Here is a 13609-nt window from a genome sequence, read left to right on the forward strand (position 1 = left end):
TTTCATCGCGAAGCCAGTCCTAGCCACTTTCCGGTCTTTCGCAATCGGCGTCGCGGTCACTTTCGGTTTCGCCGCGTTACGCAAGTCTGAGCGATCAGCCTTTTGCCTTCTTCGCCGCCTTGATCGCGAGATTGCGCTCGCGGATCTGCTTTGCCCGCTCCGGCTTCACCACCTGCCGCGCGCGGCCGAGCGCGAGCGCGTCGGCGGGCACGTCTTCGGTGATCACGCTGCCGGAGGCGACGTAGGCACCGTCGCCGACGGAGACCGGTGCGACGAGCGCCGTGTTCGAGCCGATGAAGACACCCGCGCCGATCCGGGTCTCGAACTTGTTCACGCCGTCATAGTTGCAGGTGATGGTACCCGCGCCGATGTTGCTGCCGGCGCCGACGAAGGCGTCGCCGATATAGGTCAGGTGGTTCACCTTGGCGCCGGCTCCGATTTCCGCCTTCTTGACCTCGCAGAAATTGCCGACTTTCGCCCCTTCCGCAAGATGTGCGCCCGGCCGCAACCGTGCGAACGGGCCGACGGTGGCGCCGGTGGCAACACGAGCGCCCTCGAGATGGCTGAAGGCATGAATGACGGCGCCGGCCTCGACGGTGACGCCGGGACCGAAGACGACGTTCGGCTCGATCACTGCGTCCTGTCCGATCTCGGTGTCGTAGGAAAGGAAGACCGTCTCGGGCGCGATCATCGTGACGCCCGAAAGCATGATTTCGCGGCGCCGGCGCTGCTGCCACAGACGCTCGAGATGCGCGAGTTCAGCGCGGTTGTTGCAGCCGGAGAGCTCCTCTTCCGAGGCATCGACGGCGACCGCCTTGCCCCCGAGCGACCGGGCGATCTCGATGATGTCAGTCAGGTAGAATTCCCGTTTGACGTTGTCGTTGCCGATGCGCTCCAGCAGCGCGAGCGCCTTGCGACCGTCGATCGCCATCAGGCCGCTGTTGCACCAGGTGACGGCGCGCTCGGCGTCGGTCGCATCCTTTTCCTCACGAATCGCGACGAGCTCGCCGTTCTCGACGAGCAGGCGTCCGTAACCTGTCGGCTGGGCGGTGTGAAAGCCGATGACCGCAACATCGTGGCCTTCGGCGAGGGCGGCTCGCGCTGCCGCGAACGGCCCGTCCGTGATCAGCGGCACGTCGCCATAGGCGACCAGGATGTCGTCATAACCTCTTGCGATCGCCTCGCGCGCGGCAAGTACGGCGTGTCCGGTTCCGAGCCGCTCCTTCTGAATGAAGGAAGAGACCCGAAGACCATCGACCGCGGCTGCCTTCTCGACGGCCTCCGCGTCGCGTCCGACCACCAGCGCGACATCGCTGATCCCGGCTCCTGCGACCGCGGCCGCCACATGGGCGATCATCGGCCGCCCCGCCACCGGGTGAAGCACCTTCGATACCGACGACTTCATGCGGGTGCTGTCACCTGCGGCGAGGATGACAGCGAGACAACTGCGGGCCATGTAGCTCTCCGGAAACGCACTCTTCGGGAGACATCCCTAGACGCAGTCCGGAAAGCTCGCAAGAGTGTCGAAATCGAAAGAAGATCAGGAAGAGCCGACCGCCTCTTCGCAAAAGGTCTCCCGGGCACGGTCGCGGCCGACCTGAATCACCTTTTCCATGGCAAGGCGCGCGGCCGCACCGTCACGGGCGGCGATCGCGTCGACGATCGCCATGTGGGAGGCGCGCACTTCGGCAGCGCGGTGACCGTCAGGCGAGCCCGACGATATGCGAAAAACGCCGATAAGCGCAGCCTCGATCAGGCTTCCCAGGGTCCGCATGAACGGGTTCCGCGACGCTGTCGCAAGCACAAGGTGGAAGCGCAAATCCGCGAAGGCAAGGCTTTCGGTCGTATGGTCCGGGTTGCCGAGAGCTTCGGCGAGCTGACGCAAGAGGACGATCTGCTCCGGACTCGCCCGCTCTGCCGCGAGCGCGGCGGCAGCCGGCTCGAAAGCTTCGCGGATGTCGTAGAGATTGAGGAGGAATTCCTCGCTGACGCCCGCCTCGAAATGCCACGTCAAGATGTCGCCGTCGAACATGTTCCAGAACTGGCGATCGGTGACCCTGGTTCCGATTCGCGCCTTGGGGACGACGAGTCCCTTGGCGGCGAGCGTCTTCATCGCCTCACGCAGCACCGTGCGCGAGACCTGGAAACGCTTCGCCAGCTCGGGATCTCCGGGAAGGACGCTACCAACCGGAAAGCCGCCAGAAACAATGGCCCTGCCAATTTCCTCGACAACTTGCCGGTGGCTCGTGTGCTTTCGGCGGACGAGCCCCATGGCATCAGGCATTTCACTCGGCAAGCGACATTCTCCTCGTTTCGGCTAGCTGCTGTCCTTCCGCGACAGGCCAAGAATTCCCTTTTGCAGAAGGATAAACGCAAACAACAGAAAGCCTATTAGGATTTTAGTCCACCAACTTGAGAGTGTACCGTCAAAGGTGATGTAGGTCTGGATCAGACCCTGGATCAGGATGCCGACGAAGGTGCCGGCGACGAAGCCGGTGCCTCCGGTGAGCAGGGTGCCGCCGATGACGACAGCGGCGATCGCGTCGAGCTCGACGCCGACGGCCGAGAGCGGGTAGCCCGCCGACGTATAGAGCGAAAAGACGATCCCCGACGCGCCGGCGAGGAAGCCCGACAAGGCATAGGTGAGGATCGTCGTGCGGCCGACCGGTACCCCCATGAGGCGCGCCGTCTGAACGCCGCCGCCGAGCGCATAGACATTCGCGCCAAATCGCGTGCGATGAGCGATGAACACGCCGATCAGGAAGACGACCAGCATTGCGCCGCCGATCAGCGTCAGGCGTCCGCCGCCCGGCAGCTTGTAGAAGCTCTTGCGCACCAGCGCGTAGAATTCGTGGTCGACCGGCACGCTGTCGATCGAGAGCAGGAAGGCCATGCCGCGGGCAAGAAACATGCCGGCGAGCGTCACGATGAAGGCCGGCATTTCGAGGTAATGGATGACCGCGCCCATGAGGGCGCCGAAGAGCGTGGTGATGACGAGCAAAAGCGCGAAGGCAGCGAGCGGATGCACGCCCGTGTCCCGGAGGAGGACCGCCAGGAAGACGCCGGCAAAGCCGATCACCGCACCGACGGAAAGGTCGATGCCGCCGGCGAGGATCACGAAGGTCATGCCGACGGCGGTGATGCCCAGGAAGGCGTTGTCAGTGATGAGGTTGCTGACCACGCGCAAGGACAGCATGGCAGGGAACTGCAGGGCGCAGACGGCATAGGCGACGACGAAGATGACGACGGTCGCGAGGACGGGCAGATATCTCGAGTTCATGTCCGACTACTCCCCGGCGCGCGTCGTCCGCCCGAGCCAGATGGCGGCGAAGGCCTGCACGGCCGGCGACTGCACCACCAGAATGATGACGATGATCGCAGCCTTGATGATGAGGTTGAATTCCGGCGGGAAACCCGAAAGCAGGATGCCGGTGTTGATGGCCTGGATGATCATCGCACCGAGGACGGAGCCGGCGATGGAAAAGCGTCCGCCGAGGAGCGAATTGCCTCCAACGACGACGGCGAGGATCGCGTCGAGCTCGAGCCACAGCCCGGCATTGTTCGCATCCGCGCCGCGGATGTCAGCCGCGACGATGATGCCGGCGATGGCCGCTGCAAGACTGCAGAGCATGTAGACGGCGACGAGCAGCACGGGCGTGCTTACGCCGGCGATCGTGCTGGCACGGCGGTTGATGCCGACCGCCTCGACCAGCATGCCGAGGGCGCTGCGCCGCACCAGCGCCGCAATCGCGAGAGCAAAGGCTACCCAGATCACCACGGGAACCGGCACGAGGAAGAGCGCCCCGCTGCCAATGAAGGCGAAGGACTGGTCGGTGAAGGTGAGGATCGTTCCCTCGGTGATGAGCTGGGCGATGCCGCGACCGGCAACCATCAGCACCAGCGTGGCGATGATCGGCTGGATATCGAGCACCGCGACGAGCAGGCCGTTCCAGACGCCGCAGATAAGGCCGACGGCGATGGCGAGCGCAAGTGCGATGACGAGCGGCTGGCCATCGGCCACCGCGGTCGCCGCCACCGCTCCGCTGATGGCAATGACGGCACCGACGGAAAGGTCGATGCCCTTGGTGGCGATGACGAGCGTCATACCGATCGCAAGCAGGGCGACCGGCGCCCCCCGGTTGAGGACGTCGATCAGGCTGCCATAGAGTCGGCCGTTCTGCACGCCGATGTCGAAGAAGCTCGGAAAGGCGATGAAATTCAGAGCCAGGATCACCAGAAGCGCGATCAACTGCGGCGCAAGCCGGGTTCCGAGCGAGCGGACTGCAGCATTCATGCTTCCGTTCCTTCCGTATGCTGCGCGGCGATCGCATCGACGATCGACGCCGTCGTCATCTCTTCCCCGACGAGTTCCGCTACGTGCCGTCGGTCGCGCACCACGATGATGCGCGAGCTGTAGGCGAGCAGTTCCTCGAGCTCGGAGGAAATCACGAGGAGCGACATCCCCTTGTCGCAGAGCTCCTCGATCAGCCGGATGATCTCGGCATGGGCGCCGACATCGATACCGCGGGTCGGCTCGTCGAGGATGAGGAAACGCGGATCGGTGGCGAGCCAGCGGGCGAGGATCACCTTCTGCTGGTTGCCACCCGAAAGCTGACGGATCGGCTTTTCGCGATCTGTGGTGCGCACGTCGAGTGCGGCGATGTAGCGGTCGGCAAGCTCAATCTGTTCGGCAAGCCGGATCGGACGCCACCAGCCCCGGCGCGCCTGCAGCGCGAGCGCGACGTTCTCGCGGATCGAAAGATCGCCGATGATGCCGTCGGTCTTGCGGTCTTCCGGGCAGAAGCCGAGACCGTGCGCGACCGCATCGCGGGGGCTGCCGATGCCGACCGGCCGGCCGTCGATTTCCGCCGACCCGCTGTCGGCCGGCGCGATCCCGAAGAGCGTGGTCGCGGTCTCGGTGCGACCGGAGCCGAGGAGGCCCGCCATGCCGACCACCTCACCCTGGCGGAGCGAAAGGTCGAAGGGCTGGATGTGCCCTCTCCTGCCGTAGCCGGAGAACTTGAAACGCACGGGCCGGTCGTCGATCACGTTGCGGTGGGGCGAGGCCTCGACGGCCTCCAGATCGCGGCCGAGCATCATCGAGATCAGCGAGCGCCGGTCGAGCTCCGTGGTCTCCCTGCTGCCGACGAGACAACCGTTGCGCAGAACCGTGACGCGGTCGGTGACCTCGTAGACCTGGCCGAGGAAGTGGGTGATGAAAATGATCCCGAGGCCCCGCGCCTTCAGGTCGCGCATGATCGAGAAGAGCATCTCGACCTCGCGGGAATCGAGGCTCGCCGTTGGTTCGTCGAGGATCAGCACCTTGCCGGAGAGATCGACCGCACGCGCGATCGCCACCACCTGCTGGATCGCCACCGGATAGCGGGAAAGGTCCGCGCGCACATCGATATCGATGCCGTAGGTGGAAAGCAGGCTCTCCGCCGCCGCATTCATGCTCTTCGGATCGATGACGCCGAAGCGGCGGGGCTGGCGGCCGAGAAAGAGGTTTTCGGCGACGGAGAGGTTCCCGAGAAGGTTCACCTCCTGGTAGACGGTGCCGATGCCGAGCTTCTGGGCGGCATGGGTGTCGCGCGGATCGATCTCCTCGCCATCGAGCACGACGCGGCCGGCATCACGGCGATAGGCGCCAGTCAGGCATTTGACGAGCGTCGATTTTCCCGCGCCGTTCTCGCCGAGCAGCGCGTGGATTTCACCGCGTCTCAGCCCGAAATCGACGTGGTCAAGCGCCGTCGCTCCCGGAAAATACTTGCACAGCCCGGAGGCTGCGAGAATCGTGGATTGGTCGTCGGTCATTCCAGCTCCAGCCCGAAGAAGGCGTCACCGCTTGCCGCCGCCTTTCGTGCGGCAGCAAGCCGGGTTGTGGGTGCCAGGCCCGGCAAGGGAGACCGAAACGAGGCACCCGGACGGGCAGATCAGTAGCCGAGGCCCTTCTTCTCCTCGTAGACCTTCTTCGGATCGTCGGCCTGGGTGTAGAGCTTCGATTCCGTCTGGATCCACTTCGGCGGCATGGTGCCGTCCTTCTTGTAGGCTTCCAGTGCGTCGAAGGCCGGGCCCGCCATGTTCGGCGTCAGCTCGACGGTGGCATTGGCTTCACCGGCGGCCATGGCGAGGAAGATGTCCGGGACGGCATCAATCGAGACGACGAGGATATCGGTTCCGGGCTTCAGACCGGCTTCCTTGATCGCCTGGATGGCGCCGACGGCCATGTCGTCGTTGTGGGCATAGAGGGCGCAGATGTTCTTGCCGCCGTCTTCCGCCTTCAGGAAGCTTTCCATGACTTCCTTGCCCTTGGTGCGGGTGAAGTCGCCGGTCTGGCTGCGGACGATCTTCAGATTGTCGTGGCTGGCGATTGCTTCCTCGAAGCCCTTCTTGCGGTCGATTGCAGGCGACGAACCGGTGGTGCCCTGAAGCTCGACGATGTTGCAGGGCTTGTCGCCGACCGTCTTGACCAGCCACTCACCGGCGACCTTGCCTTCATGCACGAGGTCCGAGGTGACGGCCGTCATGTAGAGATCCTTGCTCGCATCGACCGTGCGGTCGAGGAGGATGACCGGGATCTCGGCGTCCTTGGCCTCTTCCAGAACTTCGTCCCAGCCGGTCGCCACGACCGGGGCGACGAGGATCGCATCGACGCCCTGCGCGATGAAGGAGCGCAGAGCCTTGATCTGGTTTTCCTGCTTCTGCTGGGCGTCGGCAAACTTCAGGTCGACGCCGCGTTTCTCGGCCTGCTGTTTGGTCAGCGTGGTTTCAGCCGCACGCCAGCCCGATTCCGAGCCGATCTGCGAGAAACCGACGACCATGCCGTCCGCCATTGCGGAACCGAACATGCAGCCAGCAAGAACCGTCGCGCTCGCGAGCGCTTTCAACAACTTCATGGTTTCCTCCCGTTTCAGTCTTCTCCCAAGACGAGAACTTATAAATCATATAGTATTACTTTTGTAAACGGCTTTACGTACTCCAAATCTGACGATTGGCAAAAAAGAGGGCGCCCGACGGCGCCCTCCAAAGAATGTTCGAAGCTCGAGCCGAGGCTTATTGCGGCAGCTTGTCGTCCACACCCTGGATGTAGAAGTTCATGCCGAGCAACGTGCCGTCGTCGGACTTCTCGCCGTCCTTCAGCCAGGGCGAGCCGTCCTGCTTGTTGATCGGGCCGGTAAAGGGATGCAGCTCACCCGACTTGATCTTGGCTTCGGTCTCCTCGGCCATCTTCTTCACGTCGTCGGGCATGTTGGTGTACGGCGCCATGGTCAGGATGCCGTCCTTCAGGCCGTCCCAGATCTGTTCGGCCTTCCAGCTACCGTCGAGCAGCGCATTGGTGCGCTTGACGTAGTAGGCGCCCCAGGTGTCGACAATCGCCGTCAGCTGCGTGTTCGGGCCGGCGGCGATCATGTCGGAGGCCTGACCGAATGCCTTGATACCGCGCTCGGCGGCGACCTGCATCGGCGCGGTGGTGTCGGTGTGCTGGGTCAGGATATCGACGCCCTGGTCGATGAGCGCCTTGGCGGCGTCGGCTTCCTTGCCGGGGTCGAACCAGGTGTTGGCCCAGATCACCTTCACCTTGAAGTCCGGATTGACCGACTGGGCGCCGTGGACGAAGGAGTTGATGCCCATCACCACTTCCGGGATCGGGAAGGAGGCGATGTAGCCGGCGACGCCCTTTTCCGACATTTTGGCGGCGATCTGACCCTGGATGTAGCGGCCTTCATAGAAGCGCGAATTGTAGGTCGCGACGTTCGGGGCGGTCTTGTAACCGGTGGCGTGTTCGAATTTCACGTCCGGGAACTTCTCCGCGACCTTGAGGGTAGCGTCCATGAAGCCGAAGGAGGTGGTGAAGATCATCGCGCAGCCGGAGCGGGCCATGCGCTCGATCGCGCGCTCGGCGTCCGGGCCTTCCGGGACGTTTTCGAGGAAGGCGGTCTCGATCTTGTCGCCGAGCTCCTTCTCGAGCTGCTGGCGGCCCCGGTCATGGGCCTGGGTCCAGCCGCCGTCGGTCTTCGAACCGACGTAGACGAAGCAGATCTTCGCCTTGTCCGCGGCCTGGGCGCCGCTGGCGATCGAGAAAACCATCGCCGCGGTCGCGGCGAGAGCGAATGCTAATTTCTTCATGGTGACCCCTTTTGTGTTGGAAGGTTTTTTGGAACGCTGCCTGCCGCCGTCATCTGTCCGGTACGAAGGCCTTGCCGAGGCAGGCCGGCGTGTTGATCAGTGTCGTGCGGCGATTATGGGAAATGATGACGAGGACGACAATAGTGGCGGCATACGGCAGCGCCGAGAGGAACTGCGACGGAATGCCGACCCCCATCGCCTGCGCGTGCAGCTGTCCGATCGAGACCGCGCCGAAGAGATAGCCGCCGGCAAGCACCCGCCATGGCCGCCAGGATGCGAAGACGACGAGTGCAAGCGCGATCCAGCCGCGTCCCGCCGTCATGTTCTCCACCCATTGCGGCGTGTAGATGAGCGATAGCTGGGCGCCGGCAAGTCCGGCACAAGCGCCGCCGAAGAGCACGGCAAGATAGCGCGTGCGGATGACGTGAATGCCGAGCGCATGCGCCGAAGCGTGGTTGTCGCCGATCGCTCGCAGTTTCAGGCCGGTGCGGCTCCTGAACAGGAACCAGTTGACCCCGATCACCAGCGCGACCGACAGATAGAAGATGATGTCCTGCCGGAACAGCACCGGACCAAGGAAGGGAATGTCGGAAAGCAACGGAATGGCGATCGGCTGGAGCTTGATGCCAGCTGCGCCGACATAGCTTTCTCCGAGCATGCCGGAGGCGCCGAGCCCGAGCAGCGTCAGCGCCAGCCCGGTCGCGACCTGGTTGGCGACGAGCGTCAGCGTGAGAAAGCCGAAGAGCAGCGAGAAGAGCGCGCCGCAAGCGATCCCGGCGAGGAGCCCGATATAGGGCGAGCCGGTGATCTGGGTGACGGCAAAGGCACCGACCGCGCCCATAACCATCATACCCTCGACGCCGAGGTTCAGCACGCCGGCGCGTTCGGTCACGAGTTCGCCGAGGGCGGCGACGACGAGCGGGGTGGCTGCGGTGATGACGGTGAGAAGGATCGCTTCGAGCAGCATCAGCTGCGTCCTCCCTCGATGGCGGTCTTCACCCGGTCGAGCACGATCCGGATCCTGTAGTGGATCAGCGTGTCGCAGGAGAGAACGAAGAACAACAGAAGCCCCTGGAAGACGCGGGTGACCTTGTCCGAGACGCCGATCGAGAGCTGCGCCGCCTCTCCGCCGAGATAGGTGAGCGCGAGCACGAGGCCGGATGCGACGATGCCGAGCGGATTGAGCCGGCCGAGGAAGGCGACGATGATCGCGGTGAAGCCGTAGCCGGGCGAAATGATCGGCTGCAGGTGGCCGATCGAGCCCGAAACTTCGGCGATGCCGGCAAAGCCGGCGAAGGCTCCGGAAAGCAGCATCGAAAACCAGATCATCTTGCGGGAGGAGAAGCCGGCGAAACGCCCTGCCCGCGCCGATTCTCCGAGCACCGTCACCTCGAAACCCTTGAGCGTGAAACGCATCATGAACCAGACGAGAACCGCCGCAATCAGCGCGAAGACGATCGACCAGTGCGCACGGCCGGACGATTCGACGACCGCCGGAAGAATAGCCTCCGTCGCAAACGTCCGCGTTTCCGGAAAATTCATGCCCTGCGGATTGCGCCAGGGGCCGCGCACCAGCCAGTCGAGGAAGAGCTGGGCGATGTAGACGAGCATCAGACTCGTCAGGATCTCGTTGGTGTTGAAATGGGCCTTCAGCAGCGCCGGGATACCGGCATAGAGTGCGCCGCCGATCGCGCCCATGACCAGCATCAGCGGCAAGACCAGCGGCGAGTGCCATTCGAAGAAGACCACCGGCAGGATCGAACCGGCGATCGCGCCCATGATGAACTGGCCTTCCGCGCCGATGTTCCAGTTGTTCGACCGGTAGCAGACCGAGAGCCCGACGCCGATCAGGATCAGCGGGCCGGCCTTGATCGCCAGTTCATGCAGCGACCAGACTTCGAGCAAGGGCTCGATGAAGAAGGAATAGATCGCATCGACCGGGTCCTTGCCGAGCAGCCAGAACATGATGCCGCCGAAGACGAGGGTCAGGACCATGGCGAGAAGCGGCGACAGGACGGAAAAGAGCGGCGAGCCGCCGGGGCGTTTTTCGAGTTCAATGCGCATGGGCGGGCTCTGGCTCGGCTTTGCTTTCGTGCAATCCGCCCATGAGAAGGCCGATCTTCTCGCGGGTCATGACGGCGGCGGGCTCTGCCGGGGACAGGCGCCCTTCCGAGATCACTGCAATGTCTGTCGCGATCTCGAAGATTTCGTCGAGGTCCTGGCTGATGACGACCACCGCCGAACCGCTGCGGGCAAGATCGATCAGCGACTGGCGGATACGGCTCGCCGCGCCGGCGTCGACGCCCCAGGTAGGCTGGTTGACGACGAGGACCGCGGGCTGCCGGTCGAGTTCGCGCCCGACGATGAACTTCTGCAGATTGCCACCCGAAAGCGAGCCGGCGAGCGGATCGTCGCCGCTCTTGCGCACGTCCATCGCCTCGGCGATGCGTTTCGCCGCCGCCCGGACGACCGAGTGACGGACGAGACCGAACACGCCGCCAGTCAGGAACGCCTTGCGATCTGAGCGATGGCGGGCAAGCACCAGATTGTCAGAAAGCGGCAGCGCACCGATCGCGGCGTGACCCTGCCGCTCTTCCGGAACGAAGCCGGCGCCGAGAAGCCGCCGCTCGTTGATTCCAAGCCGGCCAGCGGCCTTGCCGCGGATGCGGATCGCCTCGCGGTCGGCGACCGGATATTCGCCGGACAGGGCGTCAAAGAGTTCGCTCTGGCCATTGCCGGCCACGCCGGCGATCGCCAGCACCTGCCCCGCCCTCACCTCCAGCGAGAGGTCCTTCAGCGTGACGGCGAAAGGCGCGCGCGCGGGAACGGACAAGCCTCGCACCTCGAGCTGCACCGCTCCCGCCTCCGACGAACCGGTATTGCGGACCACGGCCACATCGCTGCCGACCATCATGCGGGCGAGCGAGGCCGGCGTCTCCTTGCGGGGGTCGCATTCGCCGGTGACCCGGCCGTGGCGCAGCACCGTCGCGCGATCGCAGATGCGCTGAACTTCCTCGAGCCGGTGGCTGATATAGAGCACGGACCGGCCTTCGGACTTCAGCTTTTCGAGCGTTTCGAAGAGCCTGTCGGCCTCCTGCGGGGTGAGCACCGAGGTCGGTTCGTCGAGAATGATGAGCTTCGGGTTCTGCAGCAGCGCACGGACGATCTCGATGCGCTGGCGCTCGCCGACGGAGAGGTCGGCGACATGGGCGCCCGGATCGAGCGGCAGGCCGTAGAGACGGGAAAGCTCCTCGGCCCTCTTGGCGATAGCGGCGAGCGGCGTTCCGGCATCGAGCGAGAGCGCGATATTTTCGGCGACCGTCAGCGCTTCGAAGAGCGAGAAGTGCTGGAAGACCATGCCGATGCCGAGCTTGCGCGCGGCCGCGGGCGAAGCGATCGAAACAGCGTTTCCCTGCCAGGCGATCTCGCCGCCGCTCGGAGCGAGCACGCCGAACAGCATCTTGACCAGCGTCGACTTGCCTGCGCCGTTTTCACCCAGGAGGGCGTGGATCTCTCCCGGCCTGATGTCGAAATCAATACCCTGGCAGGCCGCGAAGCTGCCGAACAGCTTCGTCAAGCCGCGGACCGCCAGAAGGCTGCCGGTTCGCGATGCCTCGATGTCCGTCACGCGATCCCCTCTTTTCATCCTCGCGGCCCCCTTGCCCGCATGCGCAGTCAGGGGATCAGCAAGGTTGTTCCGCTTGTTTTTCTTGATTCCAGATCCTCGTGAGCGCGACGGGCGTCGGCCAAAGGATAGGTCTGATTGATATTGATACGCACTTTGTTGCTCCGCACAACATCAAACAGCGAATTTGCACAGTCCGCAAGTTCGGCCGGCGTGGCGATGTAAGCGAAGAGCGACGGGCGCGTGGCATAGAGCGAGCCTTTCTGCGCGAGAAGGCTCATGTCGAACGTCTCGACCGGCCCGGACGATTGCCCGAACAGCACCCACATCCCGCGCGGCTTCAGGCAGTCGAGCGACCGCGGGAAGACATCCGCACCAACGGAATCGTAGACCACGTCGACGCCCTTGCCGCCGGTTAGTTCCCTGACGCGGGCGACGAAGTCGTCATTGCGGTAATCGATGACATGGTCGTAGCCGTGGCGGAGCGCGAGTTCGATCTTCTCCGGCGATCCGGCCGTGCCGATGACCGTAGCGCCGAGCGATTTGGCCCATTGGCCGCCGATCAGCCCGACGCCGCCTGCCGCCGCGTGGAAGAGGAGCACGGTGCCAGGGCCGACCTTGTAGGTGCGGTTGAGCAGGTATTCCGCCGTCATGCCCTTCAGCATCATCGCGGCCGCCGTTTCGAGCGGGATCTCGTCCGGCACCTTCACGAGATGCCGGGTGGCGACGTTGCGCTCGACGGCGTAAGCGCCGTCCGCCCCGGCATAGGCGACCCTGTCGCCGACGCGGAAGTCCGTGACGCCCGGACCGACGGCCGTCACCGTTCCTGCCGCTTCCTTGCCCGGCACGAATGGCAAGCCGTTCGGCGCCTTGTAGAGCCCGGTGCGGAAGTAGACGTCGATGAAGTTGAGGCCGACGGCGGCGTGGCGGATCTGCACCTCGCCGGCGGCAGGCGCGGCAAGGTCGACCTCTTCGAGACGAAGCACTTCGGGGCCACCGAGTTCGCGGACGAGGATTGCCTGCGACTTCGCCATCGTAAAACCTCCTATTTTCGTCCGAGCGAGGGGAAGAATTGCAGCATGGCGCCGATCCCGTAAAGGTAGATGCCGGTCGCGACGAAGCAGATGACGACCCATTGCGGGGTCGCAAAATGCAGGAGAAGGGCGTAACCGCCGAACGCACACCAGGCGAGGAAGACCGCGATATTGACCAGCCGCAGCCGCTCCACCCTGACCGGATGCAGAAAATGGATCGGCAGGAAGGTCAGCACTACCGACACCACCACGACGGACAACGCCGTCGTCGCCGAAGCGTCGATGACAAACAGCGAGAAGACGATCATGTTCCAAACGACGGGAAAACCGGAGAAGAAGTATTCATCCGTCTTCATGCCCATGTCGGCGTAGTAGATCGCGCTCGACACGACGATCATCCCGGCTGCCACGAACGACCACGGCTCGCCGATCATGCCGCTCTGGTAGAGTGCGAAGGCCGGCAGCAGCACGTAGGTCACGTAGTCGATGATGTTGTCCAGCGTGTCGCCGGACCAGTTGGGCAAGACCTCCTTCACGCGCACCTTGCGAGCGATCGGCCCGTCGATGCCGTCGACCAGCAACGCCAGACCCAACCACCAGAACATGTCGACGAAACGGCGCTCGGCCGCCGCCACCACGCCGAGAAAGGCGAGAAAGGACCCGGAGGCCGTCAGGACATGAACGGAAAAGGCGCGGATTTCGGCATAGGGCACGCGGCGGTAGTTGAAGATTTTCATGCTCTTTTCTGGTCCCTCTTCGCCTCGGCTACGGGTATCCGACGAATCGGCGCGTTTTGCAACGGCACGCGCTTGCCGTTCCCCCG

General features: G+C 64.2%; 12 protein-coding genes. All 12 read right to left on the bottom strand.

The annotated features are described in order from the left end of the window. Positions 1 to 94: 94 nt before the first annotated feature. The 12 genes from glmU to pcsA all read right to left on the bottom strand — a co-directional run bounded on the left by glmU (position 95) and on the right by pcsA (position 13523). The gene (glmU, locus tag ACM6UT_RS13055; RefSeq protein WP_416797781.1) at positions 95 to 1456 is read right to left on the bottom strand and encodes a bifunctional UDP-N-acetylglucosamine diphosphorylase/glucosamine-1-phosphate N-acetyltransferase GlmU; all 1362 of its coding nucleotides are present in this window, start codon (positions 1454 to 1456) and stop codon (positions 95 to 97) included. Between the two features lie 84 nt (positions 1457 to 1540). Continuing rightward, positions 1541 to 2284, bottom strand: coding sequence for a FadR/GntR family transcriptional regulator (locus ACM6UT_RS13060; RefSeq protein WP_416797927.1), 744 nt, complete (start codon positions 2282 to 2284; stop codon positions 1541 to 1543). A gap of 33 nt (positions 2285 to 2317) precedes the next feature. Beyond that, positions 2318 to 3280, bottom strand: coding sequence for a galactofuranose ABC transporter, permease protein YjfF (gene yjfF, locus ACM6UT_RS13065; RefSeq protein WP_416797782.1), 963 nt, complete (start codon positions 3278 to 3280; stop codon positions 2318 to 2320). Positions 3281 to 3286: 6 nt separating this feature from the next. Continuing rightward, positions 3287 to 4294, bottom strand: coding sequence for an ABC transporter permease (locus tag ACM6UT_RS13070; protein ID WP_416797783.1), 1008 nt, complete (start codon positions 4292 to 4294; stop codon positions 3287 to 3289). Beyond that, positions 4291 to 5814, bottom strand: a complete 1524-nt coding sequence (gene ytfR, locus ACM6UT_RS13075; protein WP_416797784.1) for a galactofuranose ABC transporter, ATP-binding protein YtfR — start codon at positions 5812 to 5814, stop codon at positions 4291 to 4293. The genes ACM6UT_RS13070 and ytfR overlap by 4 nt, the downstream gene beginning before the upstream one ends. A gap of 119 nt (positions 5815 to 5933) precedes the next feature. Then, on the bottom strand, positions 5934 to 6896 hold the full coding sequence (gene ytfQ, locus ACM6UT_RS13080; protein ID WP_416797785.1) for a galactofuranose ABC transporter, galactofuranose-binding protein YtfQ: 963 nt from the start codon (positions 6894 to 6896) through the stop codon (positions 5934 to 5936). A gap of 157 nt (positions 6897 to 7053) precedes the next feature. Next, positions 7054 to 8127, bottom strand: a complete 1074-nt coding sequence (locus ACM6UT_RS13085; protein WP_416797786.1) for a BMP family ABC transporter substrate-binding protein — start codon at positions 8125 to 8127, stop codon at positions 7054 to 7056. A gap of 49 nt (positions 8128 to 8176) precedes the next feature. Further along, the gene (locus tag ACM6UT_RS13090) at positions 8177 to 9097 is read right to left on the bottom strand and encodes an ABC transporter permease (RefSeq protein WP_416797928.1); all 921 of its coding nucleotides are present in this window, start codon (positions 9095 to 9097) and stop codon (positions 8177 to 8179) included. Then, entirely contained in the window at positions 9094 to 10191 is a 1098-nt protein-coding gene (locus tag ACM6UT_RS13095; protein WP_416797787.1) for an ABC transporter permease, read from the bottom strand. Before ACM6UT_RS13095 ends, ACM6UT_RS13090 begins: the two co-directional genes overlap by 4 nt. After that, positions 10181 to 11773, bottom strand: coding sequence for an ABC transporter ATP-binding protein (locus ACM6UT_RS13100; RefSeq protein WP_416797788.1), 1593 nt, complete (start codon positions 11771 to 11773; stop codon positions 10181 to 10183). The genes ACM6UT_RS13095 and ACM6UT_RS13100 overlap by 11 nt, the downstream gene beginning before the upstream one ends. Positions 11774 to 11802: 29 nt before the next feature. Then, positions 11803 to 12786: a quinone oxidoreductase family protein gene (locus tag ACM6UT_RS13105; protein WP_416797789.1), complete on the bottom strand. Its 984-nt coding sequence runs from the start codon at positions 12784 to 12786 to the stop codon at positions 11803 to 11805. Positions 12787 to 12797: 11 nt separating this feature from the next. After that, the gene (gene pcsA / locus ACM6UT_RS13110; RefSeq protein ID WP_416797790.1) at positions 12798 to 13523 is read right to left on the bottom strand and encodes a phosphatidylcholine synthase; all 726 of its coding nucleotides are present in this window, start codon (positions 13521 to 13523) and stop codon (positions 12798 to 12800) included. Positions 13524 to 13609: the final 86 nt, after the last annotated feature.

Source organism: Ciceribacter azotifigens, assembly GCF_048159625.1.
In the GTDB taxonomy this organism is placed as follows: domain Bacteria; phylum Pseudomonadota; class Alphaproteobacteria; order Rhizobiales; family Rhizobiaceae; genus Allorhizobium; species Allorhizobium azotifigens.